The sequence below is a fragment of the Acinetobacter sp. BZX-2 genome (genome assembly GCF_055179795.1).
Map to the genome: position 1 here is coordinate 3,454,383 of NZ_CM143686.1, position 22,666 is coordinate 3,477,048.

The 22,666-nt window shown below is 38.6% G+C and carries 16 protein-coding genes; 3 read left to right on the top strand and 13 right to left on the bottom strand.

Annotated features, from left to right (window positions below; genetic code table 11):
• Nucleotides 1-114: 114 nt before the first annotated feature.
• The 3 genes from ACY45D_RS16245 to ACY45D_RS16255 form a co-directional block, all read right to left on the bottom strand.
• Nucleotides 115-708, bottom strand: a complete 594-nt coding sequence (locus tag ACY45D_RS16245) for a DsbA family protein (RefSeq protein WP_463107642.1) — start codon at nucleotides 706-708, stop codon at nucleotides 115-117.
• A 348-nt stretch (nucleotides 709-1,056) separates the two neighbouring features.
• Nucleotides 1,057-1,548, bottom strand: a complete 492-nt coding sequence (locus tag ACY45D_RS16250; protein ID WP_463107643.1) for a hypothetical protein — start codon at nucleotides 1,546-1,548, stop codon at nucleotides 1,057-1,059.
• Nucleotides 1,549-1,735: 187 nt separating this feature from the next.
• Entirely contained in the window at nucleotides 1,736-2,485 is a 750-nt protein-coding gene (locus ACY45D_RS16255) for a hypothetical protein (RefSeq protein ID WP_463107644.1), read from the bottom strand.
• Between the two features lie 199 nt (nucleotides 2,486-2,684).
• Between ACY45D_RS16255 and ACY45D_RS16260 the strand changes: the two genes are divergently transcribed.
• Complete coding sequence (locus ACY45D_RS16260; RefSeq protein ID WP_463107645.1) at nucleotides 2,685-3,404, top strand: DsbA family oxidoreductase; 720 nt, start codon at nucleotides 2,685-2,687, stop codon at nucleotides 3,402-3,404.
• 93 nt (nucleotides 3,405-3,497) lie between these two features.
• Here ACY45D_RS16260 and ACY45D_RS16265 read toward each other — a convergent pair whose 3' ends face one another.
• Together ACY45D_RS16265 and ACY45D_RS16270 are read right to left on the bottom strand one after the other, a co-directional pair.
• Entirely contained in the window at nucleotides 3,498-3,698 is a 201-nt protein-coding gene (locus ACY45D_RS16265; protein WP_010114083.1) for a dodecin family protein, read from the bottom strand.
• Between the two features lie 180 nt (nucleotides 3,699-3,878).
• Nucleotides 3,879-4,784 carry a hypothetical protein gene (locus ACY45D_RS16270; protein WP_463107646.1) on the bottom strand — a complete coding sequence of 302 codons (906 nt, stop codon included), beginning with the start codon at nucleotides 4,782-4,784 and terminating at the stop codon, nucleotides 3,879-3,881.
• Nucleotides 4,785-5,133: 349 nt separating this feature from the next.
• Here ACY45D_RS16270 and ACY45D_RS16275 point away from each other — a divergent pair, with 349 nt between their 5' ends.
• On the top strand, nucleotides 5,134-6,282 hold the full coding sequence (locus tag ACY45D_RS16275) for a hypothetical protein (RefSeq protein ID WP_463107647.1): 1,149 nt from the start codon (nucleotides 5,134-5,136) through the stop codon (nucleotides 6,280-6,282).
• A gap of 128 nt (nucleotides 6,283-6,410) precedes the next feature.
• Here the strand turns inward: ACY45D_RS16275 and htpG are convergent, their stop codons facing one another.
• The 5 genes from htpG to ACY45D_RS16300 form a co-directional block, all read right to left on the bottom strand.
• On the bottom strand, nucleotides 6,411-8,354 hold the full coding sequence (htpG, locus tag ACY45D_RS16280) for a molecular chaperone HtpG (RefSeq protein WP_463107648.1): 1,944 nt from the start codon (nucleotides 8,352-8,354) through the stop codon (nucleotides 6,411-6,413).
• 172 nt (nucleotides 8,355-8,526) lie between these two features.
• The gene (locus tag ACY45D_RS16285) at nucleotides 8,527-8,868 is read right to left on the bottom strand and encodes a lysozyme inhibitor LprI family protein (protein WP_463107649.1); all 342 of its coding nucleotides are present in this window, start codon (nucleotides 8,866-8,868) and stop codon (nucleotides 8,527-8,529) included.
• A gap of 225 nt (nucleotides 8,869-9,093) precedes the next feature.
• On the bottom strand, nucleotides 9,094-9,696 hold the full coding sequence (locus ACY45D_RS16290) for an OmpW/AlkL family protein (RefSeq protein ID WP_463107650.1): 603 nt from the start codon (nucleotides 9,694-9,696) through the stop codon (nucleotides 9,094-9,096).
• 464 nt (nucleotides 9,697-10,160) lie between these two features.
• Nucleotides 10,161-11,576, bottom strand: a complete 1,416-nt coding sequence (locus tag ACY45D_RS16295) for a Na+/H+ antiporter family protein (RefSeq protein WP_463107651.1) — start codon at nucleotides 11,574-11,576, stop codon at nucleotides 10,161-10,163.
• 162 nt (nucleotides 11,577-11,738) lie between these two features.
• Complete coding sequence (locus ACY45D_RS16300) at nucleotides 11,739-12,608, bottom strand: alpha/beta fold hydrolase (protein WP_463107652.1); 870 nt, start codon at nucleotides 12,606-12,608, stop codon at nucleotides 11,739-11,741.
• 120 nt (nucleotides 12,609-12,728) lie between these two features.
• On the opposite strand from ACY45D_RS16300, the gene ACY45D_RS16305 reads away from it, so the two are divergent.
• Nucleotides 12,729-13,217: a DUF4442 domain-containing protein gene (locus ACY45D_RS16305; protein WP_463107653.1), complete on the top strand. Its 489-nt coding sequence runs from the start codon at nucleotides 12,729-12,731 to the stop codon at nucleotides 13,215-13,217.
• Between the two features lie 113 nt (nucleotides 13,218-13,330).
• On the opposite strand, the gene ACY45D_RS16310 is transcribed toward ACY45D_RS16305, so the two are convergent.
• The 3 genes from ACY45D_RS16310 to rpoB form a co-directional block, all read right to left on the bottom strand.
• Complete coding sequence (locus tag ACY45D_RS16310) at nucleotides 13,331-13,687, bottom strand: DNA transfer protein p32 (RefSeq protein ID WP_463107654.1); 357 nt, start codon at nucleotides 13,685-13,687, stop codon at nucleotides 13,331-13,333.
• A gap of 333 nt (nucleotides 13,688-14,020) precedes the next feature.
• Nucleotides 14,021-18,214 (bottom strand): DNA-directed RNA polymerase subunit beta', encoded by a 4,194-nt coding sequence (gene rpoC / locus ACY45D_RS16315; RefSeq protein WP_463107655.1) that lies wholly within the window; start codon nucleotides 18,212-18,214, stop codon nucleotides 14,021-14,023.
• A gap of 158 nt (nucleotides 18,215-18,372) precedes the next feature.
• Nucleotides 18,373-22,461, bottom strand: a complete 4,089-nt coding sequence (gene rpoB / locus ACY45D_RS16320; protein WP_463107656.1) for a DNA-directed RNA polymerase subunit beta — start codon at nucleotides 22,459-22,461, stop codon at nucleotides 18,373-18,375.
• Between the last annotated feature and the right edge of the window lie 205 nt (nucleotides 22,462-22,666).

The following is a 22,666-nucleotide window of genomic DNA, read 5'->3' on the forward strand; positions in this document are numbered from 1 at the left end:
TAAATCTACTACTTAAATGATAGTTTGTATTATGTTTTCATTTGATTTAGTAAAACTGAAATAAATACCACTCAGCCTAACTGACTGGTATTAGTATATGAGAAGGGTTTTAGATTATTTATTCAATTTTTTTGCCCAGTTTAATACATATTCTAAACGATCATGTCCCCAAAAAAGCTCTCCATCAACAATAAAAGATGGTGCGCCAAAAATTCCAAGTTGCTCTGCTTGTATTCCATTTAATTTCAAAACATTTTTATTTTCATCAGTATTGGCTGCATCATAAATAGCATCTGCATCTAAATTTAAAGCCTGTAAAATATTTATAATGACATCTTTTTGTCCTATATCTAAATCTTCTACAAAATTTGCTTGATAAACTGTAAGAATAAAATCCCAAATCCATTCTTCTTTGGCGAAACGCTGTGTAATACGTGCCGCAAATAGCCCATTTCTTGGGAATTGACTGGGTTGCTGAAAAGAAAGATTCTCTTGTTGGCAAATTCTTGCCATATCCCGCCACATATATTGACCTTTGGCAGGATAAAGATTAAAAGGGGAATCATTCCACCCCTGTTTTTGAAAAATACCCCCAAGCAAGAAGGGATGAATTGTAAGATGAAAATGTTGTCGTTGTTGATACATTTGTACTAAGGCCGGATAGGAGTAAGTACTAGCAAAGTCGAACCAAATCTGAATTGTTGTCATAACATCATCCCCATACCAGAATAGTTGATTTTAAATTTTTTTGTATTCGAAAATATATTCTAAGTTTTTGGCAAAAGATCCAAACTATCTAATATCTTAATTTTTATTCAAAAAATGACTGAGATTCTTCAGAAATTTTGCCACGTTCTTATGTAAAACTCAAAGAAGATTTGCATAAAAGATCCCAATTTTTTTATCAAAAATGAAGCTCGAAAATACTCTCGCCCTCAAATGAGAACGTATGCAGACACAACTTTTCTATTTTAATAGTAAGCTTACTAGAGCAGTTTACTCTACCCTTGGCGTATTTCATCAGTCAAATTTTCACAAACTTACCATTTAGGTAAATTACTTCCTCCACTTATCTCCAAACATGATGTTTAAACGATTGGTATCAAAATTAAATTTAATCGGTTCATTGTTACTGACTGCATCAAGTGCTTTACCACGGTCAACACCTAAGGGTTGAAGCATGATAAATAAGCCCTTCGTCGGATCGGAAGACTGTAAACCTTCAGCAACAGCAAGCACATATTCTTGCTGTAAAGGAGAAAGCTGGGTCATATCCACTTGCGACATATTTGGTTGAATGTCGATCAATGCGAAATTATCACCGATCGCAAAATTCTGGATTTCATTTTCATCTTTCTGAATTTGGTGCTGCAATGATTTACGTGCAGTTTTATCATCCTGAAAAGGAACGATACCCACTTCTTCACGTAGTTCAGCATCTGCCATTACTTTAATCGTAGGCAATGTATTCACTTCTTCAGCCTGAGCAGATGTTAGCCCAACAGAGCCAAGTGCAGTTACAAGTGTTAAAACTTTGATAAAGTTCATACCCTTCACCCATAAAATTAGCCATTCGATAAAAGACTAAATGATTCGGCAAAATTAAAATCTATATGAATAGCCTATACCAAAGTGTCTATTGATTCACCAAAGCTCGGATAAACGGCTGATCAAAAAAGTGATTCAGCTTTTCCAAAAATAAAATCTGCGTTCCTACTTTATCTCATTAAATAGATTATAAAGCCTCTTCTAAAACTTCTGCATTCTGCTCCTTTTGATCATTTATTTTTGCATTCAGTTTTAAAACATCTTGGAATAATTGATTAAACTGTTTCACTTGAGCATCATTTTTAAACAATATTTGATTCTTTTGAGCTTCCCACTCATATTTTTTTAGCATTTCAAACATGGCTTCAGCTTTGGCCAATATTTTTAATTCATTTAAAATTAAAGAATTTTCAGGGTCTAAATCCGAATTATCTTCTAACTTGGCTTGAAGTGGTTTTTTTAAATCTTGCTTTAAATCTAACGTTTTTAACTGTGCCAAAGCATCATTTTTATTTGCAGTATTTTGCTTTTGATAATTCAACATAGCCTGCCGCACTGTCGTCATCATCTGTTCTGTTTCTTGGTAATTCTGTTTACGGTCTGCATCTAAACGTTTTACATCTAAAAAATGGTTCCATTTCGCCGTTGCAAGTTGGTTTAAATAAGCATTACGCGTATCAATATTTTTAATCCAATATTTCAATAAAAACTCAGATAAGGTTTTATAGTCACCTGTTAAGCGTGAATCATGGATGTCGATATTGACAGGTTTAGTACGATCCTGCGCTTGTTCATAAAGCTGGCGCATTTTATCGCTCATCACTAAATCAAAATTTTGACGGCTTGTTTCATCACGCTTAGTCGTAATATGGTCATAGTAGAAAAAACCAACGATAGCAAAAATGACCATTGCCAAAATAATGATGATCCGACGCATACATTGAGTCCAAAAATATTTTTCTCTTAGCTTAGAATAGCTGAAGTATTGTGAATTTGCATATTAATTATACAATTAGGCGATAAATCTATTCGATCATGTCTTTTTGAGGCATTCACATTTAGGAACTCTCTTTAAATTTACATGCATGAACCCCATCATATAGAGCATGACTTTTTTAAGAATTTAGAGATTTCCCATGCGCGTAGATATTTGGTCAGATGTAGTTTGCCCATTTTGTTATATCGGTAAAAAACGTTTAGAAGCTGCTGCCAAAGAAACAGGTATTGAACTTGAAGTTCATTGGCACAGTTTTGAGCTTGACCCTGACGCACCTACACGTCAGGAAGTTTCAAACTCTGAACGCCTTGCACAAAAATATGGACGCACTATTGCTGAAGTAGAAGAAATGCAACGCAATATTGCGGCTATGGCGAAAGAAGAAGGTATTGAATTTAATTGGGAAAATGCAAATTCAGGCAATACTTTCAATGCGCATCGTATTATCCACCTTGCACAAAGCAAAGGTTTGGGTTCAGAAGCTGAAGAAGCATTTTTCTATAGTTATATGACCCAAGGCTTACCAATTGGTGAACGTGAAACTATTGAAGATGTTGCCGCACGTATTGGACTAAATCCTGTTGAAGTTGAAGATGTACTAAACTCGGATGAATATGCAGATTTTGTAAAATTTGATGAAGAAGTGGCACATGATCAACTTAAAGTTACAGGTGTTCCATTCTTTGTTTTTGACCAGCGTGTAGCTTTAGCAGGTGCACAACCACGTGATGTTTTTGTTCAAGTTTTACAACAAGCCTTAGCAACTGCTGAACAAACTGAAAATACCGAAAATAGTGAAGTTCAGCAACAAGATGCTGCTGTGTGTAATGATGAATCATGCGATGTTCCAAATAAATAATTTGTGATCGTCATGACCTAAAAATAAAACCCCTACATGATGTCAATGTAGGGGTTTTATGATTTTGATTATTCAAAAGATTTATAAAAAAACTTATTCAACCAAGAAACTAATTTTAAGATTCACGCGATACTCCGTAATTTTATTTTCTTTGATAATGACTTTTTGTTCGTTAATCCATGCCCCTTGTACATTTTTGATTGTTTCAGTGACTTTGGCGATTCCTGTTTGAATCGCGTCTTCAAAACTTTTAGTACTGCTCGAATTTACCTCTACAACTTTTGCAATTGCCATGTGACGCACTCGATTTTTTATAAAAGGAAACTGCATCCTATTACAAATATAAGACTTTTTAAGCTTGGTTAAAATTTAAACAAGATAATCATACATAACGCTACATGAAATTTTAGATGAACCCTGAAAATTCAATACATCAGCAAAAAAAAGAAGAAGGACAATTAAAATCTTCAATCTTCAATCTTCAAAATCAGCATTACATTTGCCCTTTTCATTGATATAACAATTTTTCTTTTCATTAAATTTAAGGGTAGATGTGCTTCCATTTTTCGGGAAATCATGACGCCAGTTCATTTTTCCAAAACTTGAATAATGGACTTGAATGGGGTACAAACTCGTTGCTGTCGGATCAACTTTGAGCTGATATTCCTTTGAAAAACCAGCCAATTTTGGATCACCACTTTCATACGCCCCCGAATTATCTTCAGAAACACCAAATGGATATTCCTCAATCCAGCCTCGTTCATTCAACACAATTAATGATGAAAACTCAGAATGAGAACCTGTTGAAGTATATCCACCTGAATAAGTTAGCCCCATTTGATCTTTGCCCACACGGCGAATGTTTTTAAAGTCTTCTGCCGTTAGATGTGAATCCCCCCAACTGCCTGAAATATCGAGATCAGGGCGAGATCTGCTCAATAATTGATATTGTCCATTGCTCAGTTGTTTGAATAAATAAAGTTCTACTTTTGGTCGTGAAGGATGCCCTGTAATGATCAATCCATCATCCTGTTCAAAAATTTCTAAGTGAACAATAAAGCGTTTCTCACCCTGTACATTTTGATAAGTTTGTACTGGATTAAACACTGCATAATCAATGTTACCGTCTTTCCCTTTTAGCCCAACAGCCTGATCCATCAACACGTCATTCATTTTTAAATGGCGAATATCTTTTTGATGGAACTGCATAAAAATCGTCTTGTAATTTAGATTTTTGACAATAACAGCCACATTCGACTGAGCTTTCGTACTTTGAGATAAATCACGCTGCTCAGCCTGTGCAAGCGGTAGAAATAAAACACTCAACGTGAGAACGATACATTTTTTTAAGAAATTATGAATAACAATACCCTGCTTCATCTCATGCTCCGTAAATATTTTATCGCTTCAACTATCCGATAAGGATATAAGCAGGCCAATACAAATCTAATTTGACAATATCACCAAAAAAATAGCATATACGAAAAGAAAAGCGATCAAAGATGAACTGCCCTACTCCCCGTTAGAGGATGCTTCATGACAAGAGAAATCGACTTAAAGCTATACCTGATATAGACACATTTATAAATGCTATTTTCGTGTCAATTTTAATCTTTTTGAATCCATTTTATATTTATCACAATGAATAGATTGAAATTTACTGTTTTTTTAGGGCATAGTGATGTTGAAGACTGAAAATTCAGAAACTTAAAGAGATAGAAGAGCAAAAATGAAAAAAAACTTAAATGTGATCCTTTCGACAGCGTCTTATCTTTTTTTCCTCGGAAGTTTTTGTGGAAGCACAGTCTTTGCCGAAACTGTCAGTAGTACAAGTAGTATTGCCAATTCTCAGACACAAAAATCTGAATCACTCTATACTGTTGAAGAAGGCGAAAAAGGCTGGCTGAATTATATTCCGCGTGCAGTCGATGCGACACCAACTATTTTCCCCAATGAGTCTAATCAAAATATCGTTCCACCAACGGCAATGACCGAGGATCAAACGTGGACTGATAAAAAACAAAAAGGGGTCCGCGATTGGGTCGATCAAACAGCTCATAAAATAGATGGCTGGTTTGGAGAAACTGATCCTACGAAACCAGCAACAGCGAGTCTAAGGGTTTTAATCGATAACCGTTGGGATAAACATGATGGTTATGAAATTAACCCACGTGTCCGAGGCAGAATTAAATTACCAACACTAGAGAATCGTTTAAGCGTGGTTTTTGGTGATGACTCTTTAGATGATGAAATTGAAAATAATATTGCCATTAGCAACCTAAACCCAGAAAATGAATCTGATAAAAAATTTGATGGTAAACGTACTCGAGATGACAATAGCTCAATCGCATTACGTTGGTCACAAGCCGCTAGAAGACTCCCCTTTGACGTCGATGCTGACTTAGGTATCCGCTCAGGAAGCGATATTTATGCACGGTTAAAAGCTGAAAAAGATTGGGATTTAGGCGATGATTTCTATTTCCATGCTGAACAAATTTACCGCTATGGCATCGACAGTGAAAATTATCTCAGAACAAATCTAGAACTGACACATGCACGCCCTGATCAACCTTTTCTTTCCAACCAATTTAATGTCACCTATGCCGATGAGCAAGATGATGATTTGACGTGGAATAATAGAACTTACCGCCAACATCAATTTTTTAAAGGCAATTGTTTTAACTACGGTATCTATACAGGTGGTTATTATAATGATAGCGATCTCAGACTGAACAGTTGGGGGCCTTTCGTTTCTTGGCGGCAACCTGTATGGCGTGAGTGGTTCTATGTACAAGGTGATTTAAACTATTTTAATGATCATCGTGAAGATCGTAGTCATTATCCAAGGGCTCTGGTACGCTTTGAAGCGTTATTTTAAAAATTTGAATAAAATATTGTACCAACTGTGGATAAGTTCCGACTTATCCACTGCTTCTTCATCTGATAATTTTATGTATAAAAAAAAGCCTATCTTGAAGATAGGCTTTTTAACAATGACAAACTTATTTAAGCTTTAAGCAATAAGTTATTAATACGTTTTACATATTCAGCAGGATCTTCAGGTAAGCCTCCTTCTGCTATCACTGCTTGATCAAAGATCACATTGGCTAAATCGTCAAACTGTGCTGAACCTTCAAGCTTTTTCACCAAAGGATGTTCAGGGTTAATCTCTAAAATAGGTTTAGACTCAGGAACGGCCTGACCAGCTTGTTTCAACATACGGATCAATTGTGGCGAAAGGTCACCGTCACTGGTCACTAAACATGCAGGAGAATCAACCAAACGTGTCGTTACACGGACTTCTTTGGTTTTTGCTTTCAATGAATCAGAGAGTTTTTCAACCACTGGCTTAAACTGTTCAGCTGCAGCTTCTAAAGCCTTCTTCTCTTCCGCATCTTGCAAATCACCTAGATCAACAGCACCTTTGGCAACGTTTTGCATCGGTGTACCATCAAACTCATTCACAAACTCCATTGCCCATTCGTCAACACGATCAGCCATGAGTAAAACTTCAATGCCTTTCTTACGGAACAATTCGAGTTGAGGTGAATTTTTTGCAGCAGTTAAACTATCCGCAGTCACATAATAGATTGCTTTCTGCCCTTCCTTCATGCGCGCTTTATAAGCGTCAAGTGAAGTCGAAATATCATCATTATTTGAAGTAGAAAAACGTAATAGTTTGAGAATACGTTCACGATTCCCAAAGTCTTCACCTAAACCTTCTTTAATTACCGAACCAAATTCAGCATAGAACGTTTTGAATTTTTCCTGATCTGCTTCATCTTCAGACTTCGCCAAGCTGTCTAAAGTTGTTAATACACGACGTGTATTACCTTCACGAATGGTTTTTACATCACGGCTTTCTTGTAGTAATTCACGGCTCACATTTAGAGGAAGATCAGCACTATCGACGACACCTTGCACAAAACGTAGATAATTTGGAATCAGATTGTCTGCATCATCCATAATAAACACACGTTTTACATAAAGCTTAATTCCTGCTTTTGCTTCACGAGTAAAAATATTACTCGGTGCTTTGCTTGGAATATAAAGTAATTGCGTATATTCAGTACTTCCTTCCACACGATTATGCGCCCATGCCAATGGTGCATCAAAATCATGCGTTAGGTTTTTATAGAACTCAACATATTGCTCTTCTGTAATTTCACTCTTACTGCGTGTCCAAAGGGCGCTGGCTGAGTTAATTGCTTCCCACTCATCAGTTTTAACGTATTGACCACCACTTGCCGTATCAGCTTCTTCGCCTTCAGCAACCGCTTCTTCTTGCCAAACTTCTTTTTGCATTTCAATTGGCAAGCTGATGTGATCAGAATATTTATTGATAATTTGTTTAACTTTATAACTGTCTAAATACGCTAAAGCATCATCACGTAAATGTAGAATAATATCTGTTCCACGTGAAGCTTTATCAATCTGCTCTACTTCAAAATCACCTGTTCCACCGCTGATCCAACGAACGCCTTCGCTTGCTTCTAAACCTGCACGACGTGATTCAACAGTAATTTTATCGGCAACGATGAAACCTGAATAAAAACCAACACCAAACTGACCAATTAACTGTGCATCAGACTTCTGATCACCTGACAATTTAGACATAAAGTCTTTGGTACCAGACTTGGCAATCGTTCCTAAATTTTCAATTGCTTCTTGTTGACTTAAACCAATGCCATTATCTGAAATAGTCATCGTTTTAGCGTCTTTATCTAAACTCACACGAACATGTAAGTTCGGGTCATTTTCATAATATTCAGGATGATTAATCCCTTCAAAACGTAATTTATCGCATGCATCAGATGCATTGGAGATCAATTCACGTAGGAAAATTTCAGGGTTTGAGTAGAGAGAATGCGTCACTAAATGTAAAAGTTGGGCTACTTCAGCTTGAAAGCTATGCTTTTGTGAACCTTGTTGTGCGCTTTGTTCGCTCATAAATCACTCCGTTAAATTCATATCAATTTTGTTATTAAAATTCTTCCACCCACCCTTTATTTTCTTAACTTAGCGAAAAGATCAATGTGTTCTAAGTGTAGATAAAAGAATTTTTGAATGCTTTAGAAATGGAGTGAGTTCACGATATTTCAATGGGAAATCTTAATTTTTTTTAAAATGGACCTTGTTGATAAACACGATTCATATAAATATCCAGTTTTTGCTGACGCATTTTATAGACATCCGCCAAGCAACTGGCATTGTCCTGACACTGATCCCGAAGTTGCAACCATTTTACTTGTTGATCTTGAATCACACCACGTGTGCCCATCGGTACAAGTTTACGAATAATATTATAGGTGGTTGCCATTTTCACATCGGCATCATTTAAGTTTCGATGTTCACACACCGCAGACTCAGTTTTCGTTTGAGCTTTATCACAGTTAAAACTCGCAGCATGTGTGATCGAAGTTATGCAAGTGAATACGCAAAAAATATAAAGATAGAATTTCATATGAATTTAAAATTATTAAAATATTGTGATTAGATTAGTTGGATTTGAAAAGAACGGATATAGTGAAAAGTAGCTATTTTGTTCTTTTTCTATATCTTTTGTTTGTTCATTCTTGAACCAAATTTGGCCCACCCAATTGAATATTTTTAACGCTCACTTTTATTTAAATCATTCAAACTAAAATAAAAACTCGGCGTATTTGCCGAGTTTTTAATAGGCTAAAACTTAGAATTTATAGCTATAACCAATCGTATAAATCATAGGATCAATGTCTAAGTCAAAGGTTGTTACCCCTTTCACTTCAACTTCTGGGCTCAACTGAGCATAACGTGCATCAAAGAATACGCCCCAGTTTTTCGCATCTGCAGGTTGGTAGTTAAACCCGATTTGACCTGCAAAACCAAAGTCTTCTTTCACTTTTACTTTAGCGCCTTCAAGCCCACCTGATGTTTCTTCATCCCATGCAATAAATGCAGTTCCACCTACACCAATATATGGTGTGAAACCTGTGGAATTTTTAAAGTTATATTTAAACGTTACTGTTGGTGGTAAGTGTTTAAGCTTAACTGCTTTTTCACCATCCAATAGCACATCATGGCTAATCGGTGTTGCTAAAAGAACTTCAGCAGAAAAAGGTGTTTGCCCAAAAATATATTCTACAGATGGTGTAAATGCATACTCATCATCTGCCTTAACTACCGCTGCACCACCGAGAATTGCAGTATCTTGCGTTGGCGCAATTGCAGAAGCACCAACCTTAACTTGCCACTGTGCAAACGATGTAGATGAAATCCCCATTAATGTAATAAGTATAGCTTTCTTAAACATTATAAAACCTCTGCGTTGTTATTAATTGCATTAAACACATTCATTATAAATATTGCAATACACATTTATTTCAAATTTTTAATATTATTTTTAACTAATTGTATTTAAATGAAATTTACTTAAACATATCAAAATAGTTGGTTTATTAAAACCAACTAAACCAATATAGTTTATTTTTTAAACAATCAATTCAAGATATTCATGTATGGTTTAATATTATTATTAAAGCTTTATAAAATATATTTAAAATATATCTTTTTTATTTGTAATGATATTCTGATTTTAAATAAAATGATTATTCAATATTTTATACATTTAATTAACATCGACGAAACTTGATTAACTTTATTTTTATTTTCTAATAAAAACTGCTTTGATCGTGGTATTAAAACCGCCTTAAACGCTAGTGTATGGCGCTTATTTTAAGGTTTGATCAAAGCAGTTTTGGGGAAGGGTATGCTCGATTAAAGCACCATTGCCGCAATCCAACCAAAGATTAATAACGGAATATTAAAGTGGATAAATGTCGGAACAACCGTGTCCCAAATATGATCATGTTGACCATCTACACCCAAACCTGCCGTAGGGCCAAGTGTAGAATCTGAAGCTGGCGAACCTGCATCACCCAATGCCGCAGCAGTACCAATCAATGCCACAGTCGCTAAAGGTGAAAAACCAAATTGGACACACAAAGGAACGTAAATCACAGCAAGTACTGGCACACTTGAGAATGATGAACCAATTCCGATGGTTACAAATAAACCAATGAATAACATCAAGAATGCAGCAAGTGCTTTGTTGTCACCAATCAAATGAACAACACCATTCACCAACTGATTAATGTCTCCTGTATGCGTCATCACAGATGCAAACCCTGCGGCTGAAATCATAATAAAACCAACCAGCGCCATCATTCGCATGCCTTGTACAAAGACATCATCTGCTTCTTGCCATTTGAAAATACCCGCAGCAGAAAGCACCGAGAAACCAACCAAGCCACCAAGAATCATAGAACCCGAATAAAGCTGAGCAACCAGTGTCAAAACGATTGCCAATAGCGCCATCAAAATCGTTTTCTTTGCAATTTTCGGGGCTTGCTGTGCTTCTTTTTCTAACTCAATCCCATCTGCTTTAATCACCTCGGGATCTATTGCACGAAGAGGTTTATCTAAATCAATCGTCGCCACAGGTGTAACATCGCGATCGATATAAATACGAGGTTTACGATAACTGACAAATACCGCAAATATAGTCCCGATAACCATACCCAATACTGGAATCGCCATACCAATTGGCATCATGCCACGATCGACATGTAAGTTATAAGCGGCACCAATTTTGTTGATATTACCCATCAAAATCTGTTCAAGGAAAATCGCACCAAAACCCACAGGTAAGAAAATATAGGTTCCCACTAAACCAAGTGTCAGCACACAAGCTGCCGCACGACGATCCAGTTTCAAGTGATTCATCACTTTCAATAAAGGTGGAACAAGTACAGGAATAAAAGCAATATGTACTGGAATGACGTTCTGTGAACAAATTGCAGCAATCAATAAAATGAACAATAGCAAGAACTTAACTTTTTTAGCCTGCTTTTGAGTTGCTTCTAAACCCAACAAACCAATCAACTTATGTGCCAATAAATCGGGTAAACCTGATTTTGACAATGCAAGTGCAAATGCACCTAAAACAGCATAAGCCAAAGCAACTTCAGCACCATCGCCTAAACCTGCATTAAAGGCTGCCACAGTGTCAGATAGACTTAAACCCGCAACCAAACCACCAATAATTGCTGAAATGACGAGCGTCAAGACAACAGAAACACGTGCCAGTGATAATATAAACATCACAGCAATCGCAATAACGACAGCATTCATGGAAAAAATTTCAGAATTTGGAAAGCCGATATTTTATCAGATTCACTACTATGCTGCTGTAATTTAGTCAGCTAGGTCATGATATTTACATTTAACCCTAGCTGACTGAATACTTTGAGCTACTTAAAAATTAAAAGCCAAAGTCATCTTTGATTTGATTTTTTAATTATTTTTCAAAGCAAACTTTTGAATATATTGTGCAATTTCTTGTGGACGGCTTAATACAGCCCAGTGATTTGCATCTACCTCAACACGTTCAAATTCTGCGACCCACTTCGGCATTTCATCAATCAACTCAGGGCTTACAAAATTATCCTGTTTTAAAACCACAGCTTGTACAGGACAAATAGCATAGCGTTGACGAGGCATAGTCAAACGAGGAATGAAATTCGCACGATATAAATTGACGCCAAACTCACCATCTTTTGAAATATTTTGATTGAGCGGTAAGTCTTTGGTTTTTTCAAGTTGGCTTAATACTTTCCCCCAGCCTTGCGGGCTAAAAAAATGCCAGACTGTCGGTGCGATAATCGGAAGCTGAAAAGCAACAATGTACCAAGACTTAAATAACTGTTTAAAAAATTTTGGTTTTTCATGCATAAACTGATCACGCATCCAAAACGCTGCATGGTCTAAACATGGCCCAGAAATGGTTGTATACGACAAAATACGTTGTTTAAACTTTGTTTCAGTCACCGATTCCCACGATTGAATTGAACCCCAGTCATGCGCTGCTAAATGAAATTTACGATTGGGTAAAAGTTCATTAACAACACATTCCAAATCCAAAGATAATCTTGGCAAAGCATAATCACGAATACGTTTTGGAATAGAGGATTGCCCTGCGCCTCTTACATCATAAGTAATAATGTAAAAATCATGGATCAGTTGTTCAATAATAGGCTCCCACACCTCTTGATTATCTGGATAACCATGTACCAATACTAATGCGGGTTTTTCAACATTACCCCATGTTTTTGCACAGAGTTTTTGATTATCTTGTGTTGAAATCCAAGTCATCTGCGTTTGCATTGAGTCACCTTTTATTGTTTTAACCATTGACTATGATTTAATCATCTCAGGCATTTCGATCAATGCCACGTTCCATTCTGTTGTTTATTATGGTTGAAAAGTAGATAACTAGAATTGACCATGAATACACTAATCAAAAAACTACAGACAATTCCTTTTGTGTCTAAATTTATGTTGAATCACTATGCGCCGTATAAAGGTGCAGGTATTGCAATCGATAAAATTGATTTAAAAAATTACCACATTCGTATCAAGATGCCACTCACACATCGCAATCAAAATATTGTGGGTGTGCATTTTGGAGGAAGCTTATATTCAATGGTTGATCCATTCTATATGCTGCTTCTTATGCATCATCTTGGGCCTAAGTACGTGGTTTGGGATAAAGCTGCAACGATTACCTTTCTTTCACCAGGTCGCAGTACAGTCTATGCAGATATTCGTTTAGATTTTGCGGAAATAGAGCAGATTAAACAGGCGACTGAAAATTATCAGCCTGTCTACCGAAACTATACCTTAAATATTTTTGATGATTCTGGGCTGAGAATCGCAGAAGTACAAAAAACGCTATACATCAGAAGGAAAAATCCTCAGCCATTGAGAAGATAAATATGCTAAGCGGTGAATGGATGGATTACAATCAAAAATTCATATACAAAAAAATAAGCGCTCAGTGCGCTTATTTTTCATTAGATTTCATTAAAACCTATTGTTCAATGAAATCATTTTTTACTTTCAATAGCAGCGCCTGTACCACCACCGATTGCGCCACCAATAGCAGCACCAGTATCACCACCAATTAATTCTTTACCAATCACAGAACCAATTCCTGCACCTACACCACTGTAAGTTGCATTACGATTAGAACCATTACTGGTTTTACTACCCACGGCTGCTCCGCCACCAGCACCTACAGCAGCACCAACGCTACCACCGATATGATTACCCGCAGCACCACCCACGGCACCACCTAAAGCAGCACTACCAATTCGTTTATCATTGGCAGACATGTTTTCACATCCTGTTAACATTACCACTGGCAATGCTGCACATATTGCGACCATTACTGTCTTTTTCATGTCCTTCATCCTTTTCTATACGAACGATGTATGTTTCGATACTACTATCTACTGAGTCTATGAAAGCACTCATTTATGGAAGAAATCGTAATTTCATGCTGTCATTTGTAACGACTTATTATCAAATATTAAGCTACTGAATAAAATAATATTCATGTTAATGCTGTGTAGTTCCTTCGTCACTTAAATATATGCACATCTTCGTTTTATGGTCTTCGCTCTATAGAAAATGTGAACTCGGTTTATGCATCGGTTTTTAATTCGCATTATTCAAAAAAACCAATACATAAAAAAAGACGCCCTAAGGCGCCTTCTTGACTTCAAATTTTAAACTTAGAAAGAATCTTCATTTAAAGCTTGAGAGAATGCTTGGTCAACTTCAGAGAAGTCATTTACAAGTTCGTGTTCAGCAGCTTCTGCTTCTTGACGACGACGTTCTAAATGGTAAGCCAAACCTGTACCCGCTGGGATCAAGCGACCTACAACAACGTTTTCTTTCAAGCCACGTAAATCATCTTCTTTACCTGTTACAGCAGCTTCAGTTAACACACGTGTTGTTTCCTGGAACGATGCAGCAGAGATGAACGAGTCTGTAGAAAGCGATGCTTTAGTAATACCCATCAATTGACGTTCAAACTTCGCAGGGAACTTGTTCTGTGCAAGAACGGCTTGGTTCTCGCCCACAACGCGGATGTAATCCACTTGTTCGCCTTTGATGAAGCTTGTATCACCACCATCAGTGATATCAACTTTACGCAACATTTGACGTACGATGACTTCAATGTGCTTATCGTTGATTTTTACACCTTGTAAGCGGTAAACGTCTTGAACTTCGTTCACGATGTAGTTTGTAAGCGCAACTTCACCTTTCAAACGCAAGATGTCATGTGGGTTTTGTGGACCATCAGAAACAGTTTCACCACGGTTTACATGTTCGCCTTCAAACACGTTCATGGTACGCCATTTCGGAATAAGCTCTTCATAAATCTCAGAGCCATCATCCGGAGTGATCACAAGACGATTCTTACCTTTGGTCTCTTTACCGAAGCTTACAACACCTGAAATTTCAGCAAGAATTGCGTGTTCTTTCGGCTTACGTGCTTCGAACAAGTCAGCTACACGCGGTAGACCACCGGTAATATCACGTGTACGTGAAGTCTCTTGTGGTACACGACCAATAACGTCACCCACACCAATTGTTTCGCCATCACGGACAGTTACAATCGTGTTTTGTGGCAAGAAGTAGAATTGTTCGCCGCCATCGGTTGTATCCAACACGATTGCAGGACGCATATCTTTACCAGAAGCAGGACGTGCTGTTACAGGCAAGATTTCAACAGTTGTCATACCCGTTGCATCATCAGTTTTAGATGTTGCAGTTACGCCATCAGCGATTTGGCTGAAACGTGCTTTACCAGCAACTTCTGTTACCAATGGATGTGTATGTGGATCCCAAGTCGCTACGATACCACCTGCTTCTACAGATTCACCATCTTTCAACAAGATGCTTGCACCGTAAGGCAGTTTATAACGCTCACGCTCACGACCTAAATCATCCGCAATACCGATTTCACCTGAACGTGAAACAGATACCAAGTGACCTTTGGCATGTTGCACAGTTTTCACATTGTGGAAACGTACAGTACCTTTGTTACGCACCTGAACACTGTTTGCAGCAGATGTTCTGCTCGCAGCACCACCCACGTGGAATGTACGCATGGTTAACTGTGTGCCAGGTTCACCAATTGATTGTGCAGCCATTACACCTACAGACTCACCTGGATTGACCAAGTGACCGCGTGCAAGGTCACGACCATAACATTTCGCACATACACCGAAAGTAGAAGCACAGTTTACAACTGAACGTACTTTGATTTCGTCGACACCTGCATTTTCAATAAACGCAGCAAGTTTTTCGTCAATTAAAGTATTACGTGGAAGAAGAACTTCATCCGTACCTACTTTCTTCACATCTTCAGCAACAACACGACCTAGTACACGAGCACCAAGGGTTTCGATTACATCGCCACCTTGAATGAACGGAGTCATTACAAGACCTTCGTAAGTACCACAATCTGGCTCAGTAATCACCAAATCTTGTGCTACGTCTACAAGACGACGTGTTAAATAACCTGAGTTTGCTGTTTTCAATGCAGTATCGGCCAAACCTTTACGTGCACCATGTGTTGAAATGAAGTACTGAAGTACTGTCAAACCTTCACGGAAGTTTGCTTTAATTGGTGTTTCAATGATCGAACCATCTGGTTTCGCCATCAAACCACGCATCCCCGCAAGCTGACGAATCTGAGCTGCCGAACCACGGGCACCAGAGTCAGACATCATGTAGATACTGTTAAATGATTTTTGCTTCTCATCTTCACCCTGTTTGTTTTTAACAGTGGTAAATGACAAGTTATCCATCATCGCTTTCGCGACTTGGTCGTTCGTACGTGCCCAAATATCGACAACTTTGTTATAACGCTCACCAGCAGTTACGAAACCTTGCTCGAATTGTTGTTCAATTTCACGAACTTCAACTTCTGCTTTTTCGATAATTGCGTGCTTTTGTGGTGGAATCAACATGTCTTCCATACCCACAGAAACACCTGAACGTGTTGCTTGACGGAAGCCCAAGTACATCAATTGGTCAGCAAAGATAACCGTATCTTTAAGACCTAATTTACGGTAGCAAGAGTTAATCAATTTAGAGATGTTCTTCTTCGTCATCTCAAGGTTGATTTGTTGGAAATCCATACCTTCAGGAACAACTTCCCAAAGTAAACAACGACCAGGTGTCGTGTCTACAACAATCGTTTGCTGTTCGCGGTTACCATTTTCATCAATCACAGTTTGATGTACACGCGCTTTAACACGCGCATGTAAATCAACTTGACCTGTAGCAAGTGCACGGTTTACTTCATGAGTATCCGCAAACACCATGCCTTCACCTTTGGCATTGATCGCATCACGTGTGATGTAATACAAGCCCAAGACAACGTCCTGAGAAGGTACGATGATTGGCTCACCGTTTGCAGGTGACAAGATGTTGTTGGTCGACATCATTAACGCACGAGCTTCTAACTGAGCTTCAAGTGTTAATGGAACGTGTACCGCCATTTGGTCACCATCGAAGTCGGCGTTAAACGCAGCACAAACGAGTGGGTGTAAACGGATCGCTTTACCTTCAATAAGAATAGGTTCAAATGCTTGAAGACCTAAACGGTGAAGTGTTGGCGCACGGTTCAGCATCACTGGATGTTGACGAATCACAGATGCAAGAACGTCCCAAACCTCTGGTGTCTCACGCTCAACCATTTTCTTCGCAGCTTTAATGGTTGTTGCTTGGCCAGATGCTTGTAGTTTAGCGAAAATGAATGGCTTGAATAGTTCAAGAGCCATTTTCTTCGGAAGACCACATTGGTGCAAACGTAAAGATGGACCTACAGTAATAACTGAACGACCCGAGTAGTCAACACGCTTACCAAGTAAGTTTTGACGGAAACGACCTTGTTTACCTTTGATCATATCTGCCAAAGATTTAAGAGGACGTTTATTCGAACCTGTAATTGCACGACCACGACGACCATTATCTAACAATGCATCTACAGACTCTTGTAACATACGTTTTTCGTTACGTACGATAATGTCTGGCGCTGCAAGGTCAAGAAGACGCTTCAAACGGTTGTTACGGTTAATCACACGACGGTAAAGATCGTTCAAGTCAGAAGTCGCGAAACGACCACCTTCAAGAGGAACCAACGGACGAAGATCAGGTGGAAGTACAGGAAGTACATTCATCACCATCCATTCAGGCTTGTTGTTTGACTCTTTAAACGCTTCCATCAACTTCAAACGTTTAGACGCTTTTTTCAGCTTTGTTTCTGAAGTTGTATTTGGAATTTCTTCACGTAAACGAGAAATTTCAGCTTCAAGATCGATGTCTTTCAACAAATCCTGAACAGCTTCCGCACCCATTTTCGCACTAAATTCATCACCGTGTTCTTCTAACGCTGTGAAATATTCTTCATCGTTAAGAAGTTGATATTTCTCCATAGGAGTCATACCAGGATCTGTAACAACGTAAGATTCGAAATACAATACACGCTCGATATCGCGTAAAGTCATATCAAGAAGTAAACCAATACGGCTCGGTAATGATTTCAAGAACCAAATATGTGCAACTGGAGAAGCCAATTCGATGTGACCCATACGCTCACGACGAACTTTCGCAGTTGTTACTTCAACGCCACATTTTTCACAAATGACGCCTTTATACTTCATACGCTTATACTTACCGCATAAGCATTCATAATCTTTTACTGGACCAAAAATTTTGGCACAGAATAAACCATCACGTTCAGGTTTGAACGTACGGTAGTTAATAGTTTCAGGCTTTTTAACTTCACCATGAGACCATGACTTAATCATTTCTGGTGACGCAAGACCAATACGGATGCGATCAAACTCTACAGGAGCATGACCGTCTGAGTCCGTCTTTTTGCGCATGATATCGAGCAAGTCTTTCAATTTTTTTCTCCGTGTGTCAGAGAGATTTTCACTCACCGACTGGGTCACAAATATTGTTTTTTACTGAAATTTGGGAATCTCGAAAAATCCCCCTAAATCCCCCTTTGTAAAGGGGGACTTTCTCCCCTCTTTCTCAAAGAGGGGTTGGGGGAGATTTCTTAGTCACCATTTTTCAGTTCAATGTTGATACCTAAAGAACGGATCTCTTTGGTCAATACGTTGAACGATTCAGGCATGCCTGGATCCATATAATGGTTACCATCTACAATGTTCTTATAGATGCGAGTACGACCTTCAACGTCATCCGACTTAACAGTAAGCATTTCTTGAAGTGTATAAGCAGCACCATAAGCCTCAAGTGCCCAAACTTCCATCTCACCGAAACGCTGACCACCGAATTGTGCTTTACCACCAAGCGGTTGTTGAGTGACTAATGAATAAGAACCCGTAGAACGCGCATGCATCTTGTCATCAACCAAGTGGTTCAATTTCAACATGTACATATAACCAACAGTTACTGGACGGTCGAAACGTTCACCTGTACGTCCATCATACAATACTGTTTGACCTGTACGTGAAATACCACCAAGCTCAAGTAACTCTTTGATTTGGCTCTCTTCAGCACCATCAAATACTGGTGTTGCTAAAGGTACACCTTGGCGAAGGTTACCTGACAATACTAAAATCTCATCATCAGTTAAGCTATCAAGATCTTCTTGCTCACCACCAACTTTGTTATAGATCTTGTCTAAGAATTCACGAAGTTCAAGAACAGTACGCTGCTCTTTCATCATCTTGTCAATCTTATCACCAAGACCTTTAGCAGCCATACCCAAGTGAGTTTCAAGAATCTGTCCAACGTTCATACGTGATGGTACACCCAGTGGGTTAAGTACCACATCAACAGGAACACCGTGGATATCATGCGGCATGTCTTCTACTGGTAAGATGTTAGATACAACACCCTTGTTACCATGACGACCCGCCATTTTATCACCCGGTTGGATACGACGTTTTACAGCCAAGTAAACTTTAACAACTTTCAATACGCCAGTTGTAAGTTCATCACCTGTAGAAAGTTTGCGTTTTTTCTCAGCAAATTTCTCGTCAATCTCTTGGCTCTTCTCTTTCAAGAATACTTGAATTTGAGTTAAGCGCTCTGCAATACCTTCATCTGTAGGTTGCACTTCTAACAAGTCAACAAGTTCTAAATTAGACAATACGTCTTCAGTTAACTTGTCGCCACGTTTAGTTGTACCACCACCGTTAGATTCTTGACCTTTCAACAAACGTACAATACGTTCACGAGCAGCCTCTTCGAAGATTTTGAATTCTTCTTTCAAATCTTTACGGTAAGCATCTAACTGAGCTTTTTCAATTGCTTGAGCACGTTCATCTTTCTCGATGCCATCACGTGTAAACACTTGAACATCAATAACCGTACCTTTAACACCCGAAGAAACACGTAAAGAAGAATCTTTTACGTCAGCCGCTTTTTCACCAAAGATTGCACGAAGTAATTTTTCTTCTGGTGTTAACTGTGTTTCACCTTTAGGCGTTACTTTACCGACAAGAATGTCACCAGCAGCGACTTCAGCACCGATATAAACAATACCTGACTCATCAAGTTTAGACAGTGCAGCTTCACCGACGTTAGGAATATCCGCAGTAATTTCTTCTGCACCTAACTTAGTATCACGAGCAACACATGACAATTCTTGAATATGAATCGAAGTCAAACGGTCTTCTTGAAGTACACGCTCAGATAACAAGATCGAGTCTTCGTAGTTATAACCATTCCAAGTCATGAATGCGACACGCATGTTTTGACCAAGTGCTAATTCACCACCATCCGTTGATGGACCATCAGCAAGTACGTCACCACGACCGACTTTGTCGCCCAACTTCACAAGTACTTTTTGGTTAATACAGGTGTTTTGGTTAGAACGTGTATATTTGATCAAGTTGTAGATATCTACACCCGCTTCACCCGCGATCATTTCGTCTTCATTTACACGAATAACCACACGAGAAGCATCAACAAACTCAATACGTCCACCACGACCAGCGATTACACACACACCAGAGTCATGCGCTACGTTCGCTTCCATACCTGTACCAACAAGTGGCTTGTCAGCAAGCAATGTAGGAACAGCCTGACGTTGCATGTTTGAACCCATCAATGCACGGTTCGCATCATCGTGTTCAAGGAATGGAATCAATGATGCAGCAACAGATACAACCTGCTGAGCAGATACATCCATATGCGTCACTTTTTCAGGAGGCATACGAACAAATTCACCTTGATGACGCACAGAAACAAATTCTTCTGTTAAGTTGCCATCTTTATCTACACCAGAATCGGCCTGTGCAATCACAGTACCTACTTCTTCAATTGCAGATAAATATTCCACATCTTCAGTTACGCGACCATCTACAACTTTACGATACGGCGTTTCTAAGAAACCAAAGTTGTTGGCTTTTGCATAAACAGAAAGCGAGTTGATCAAACCAATGTTTGGACCTTCAGGCGTTTCAATTGGACATACGCGACCATAGTGAGTTTGATGTACGTCACGTACTTCAAAGCCCGCGCGCTCACGTGTCAAACCACCAGGCCCAAGCGCAGATACACGACGTTTATGTGTAATTTCTGACAATGGGTTGTTTTGATCCATGAATTGAGACAATTGGCTTGAACCAAAAAATTCTTTGATTGCAGCAGCAACTGGTTTCGCATTGATCAAATCTTGTGGAGACAAGTTATCTGTTTCAGCTTGGTTTAAACGCTCTTTAACAGCACGTTCAACACGAACTAAACCAACACGGAATTGGTTTTCAGTCATTTCACCAACTGAACGAACACGACGGTTACCCAAGTGATCGATATCGTCAACTTCGCCTTTACCGTTACGAATTTCAACCAATGTCTTAAGCACATCAATAATATCATCGTTAGAAAGAATACCTTCTACTTCACGAGACTTTTGATCTGTACCAACTTCGTAAGGACGACCTAAACGACGGTTAAACTTCATACGACCCACTGGCGATAAATCATAACGCTCAGTAGAGAAGAATAAGTTATTAAATAAGTTTTCAGCTGCTTCTTTCGTCGGTGGCTCACCTGGACGCATCACTTTGTAGATTTCTACAAGTGCTTCTTCACGGCCAGATGTGGTATCTGCACGTAAAGTATCGGCAACGAAAGAACCACGATCGATGTCATTGGTGAACAAGATGTTAAATTGTTTAACACCACCTTCAGCAATTTTCACCATAATTTCATGGCTAAGCACAGTATTTGCTGCAATCACTTCACCATCACGTAAAGTAATATCTTCTGCAGTAATACGTTCATATAAGTATTCATCAGGTACTGAAAGTTTAGTTAAACCAGCAGCTTCCATTTGACGTACATGACGTGCATTAATACGCTTACCTTGTTCAACAATGTTCTTACCATCATTGTCAGCAATATCAAACTGCGCCATTTCACCACGAAGACGTTCTGGCACTAGATCGATTTGATAGCTACCCATATCAAGATATACAGGTACTTTCTCATAGAACATATTTAGAATTTGTTCATTGCTATAGTTCAATGCGCGTAATACCACAGTCGCAAGTAATTTACGACGACGGTCAATACGAACAAAGACTAAATCTTTCGCATCAAATTCAAAATCTAACCATGAACCACGGTAAGGAATGATACGTGCTGAATAAAGCACTTTACCACTTGAATGCGTCTTACCTTTATCATGGTCAAAGAATACGCCTGGAGAGCGGTGTAACTGAGATACGATTACACGCTCAGTACCGTTAATAACAAAGGTACCATTCTCAGTCATGAGTGGCATTTCACCCATGTACACTTCTTGCTCACGAACGTCTTTGATAGATTTCGTTTCACGATCTTTGATGATCAAACGAATTTTAACGCGCATTGGTGCCGCATAAGTCGAACCACGTAAAATACATTCACGTACGTCAAACTCTGGTTTACCAAGACTATACTCAACGAATTCTAAAGCAGCATTGCCAGAATAACTTTCAATTGGAAAAACTGAACGAAACGCGGCTTGCAGACCGATATCTTCGCGGTTTTTTGGTGTTTTGCCATCTTGCAAGAATGTTCTGTACGAGTCGACTTGAATCGAGAGCAGGTACGGAGCATGCATGACTTGGGGCAATTTACCAAAATTCTTACGGATCCGTTTCTTTTCGGTATATGAGTATGCCATCTGGAGTCCTCGGAAAGTAAACTAAGTCCGCCTGCAGAACGAACTTAGAAGGAATTACGCAGGTCGATATGACCACCACTTTTATACAAATGCTGCAAATTTCAGTGGTACAAAACGCTTAACAATATTTTTAAATTTGAAAAATATTGGTAAGCGTTTGATTTAGTTTATTTATTTTAAAAATTGATGATTTTTATATCAATCA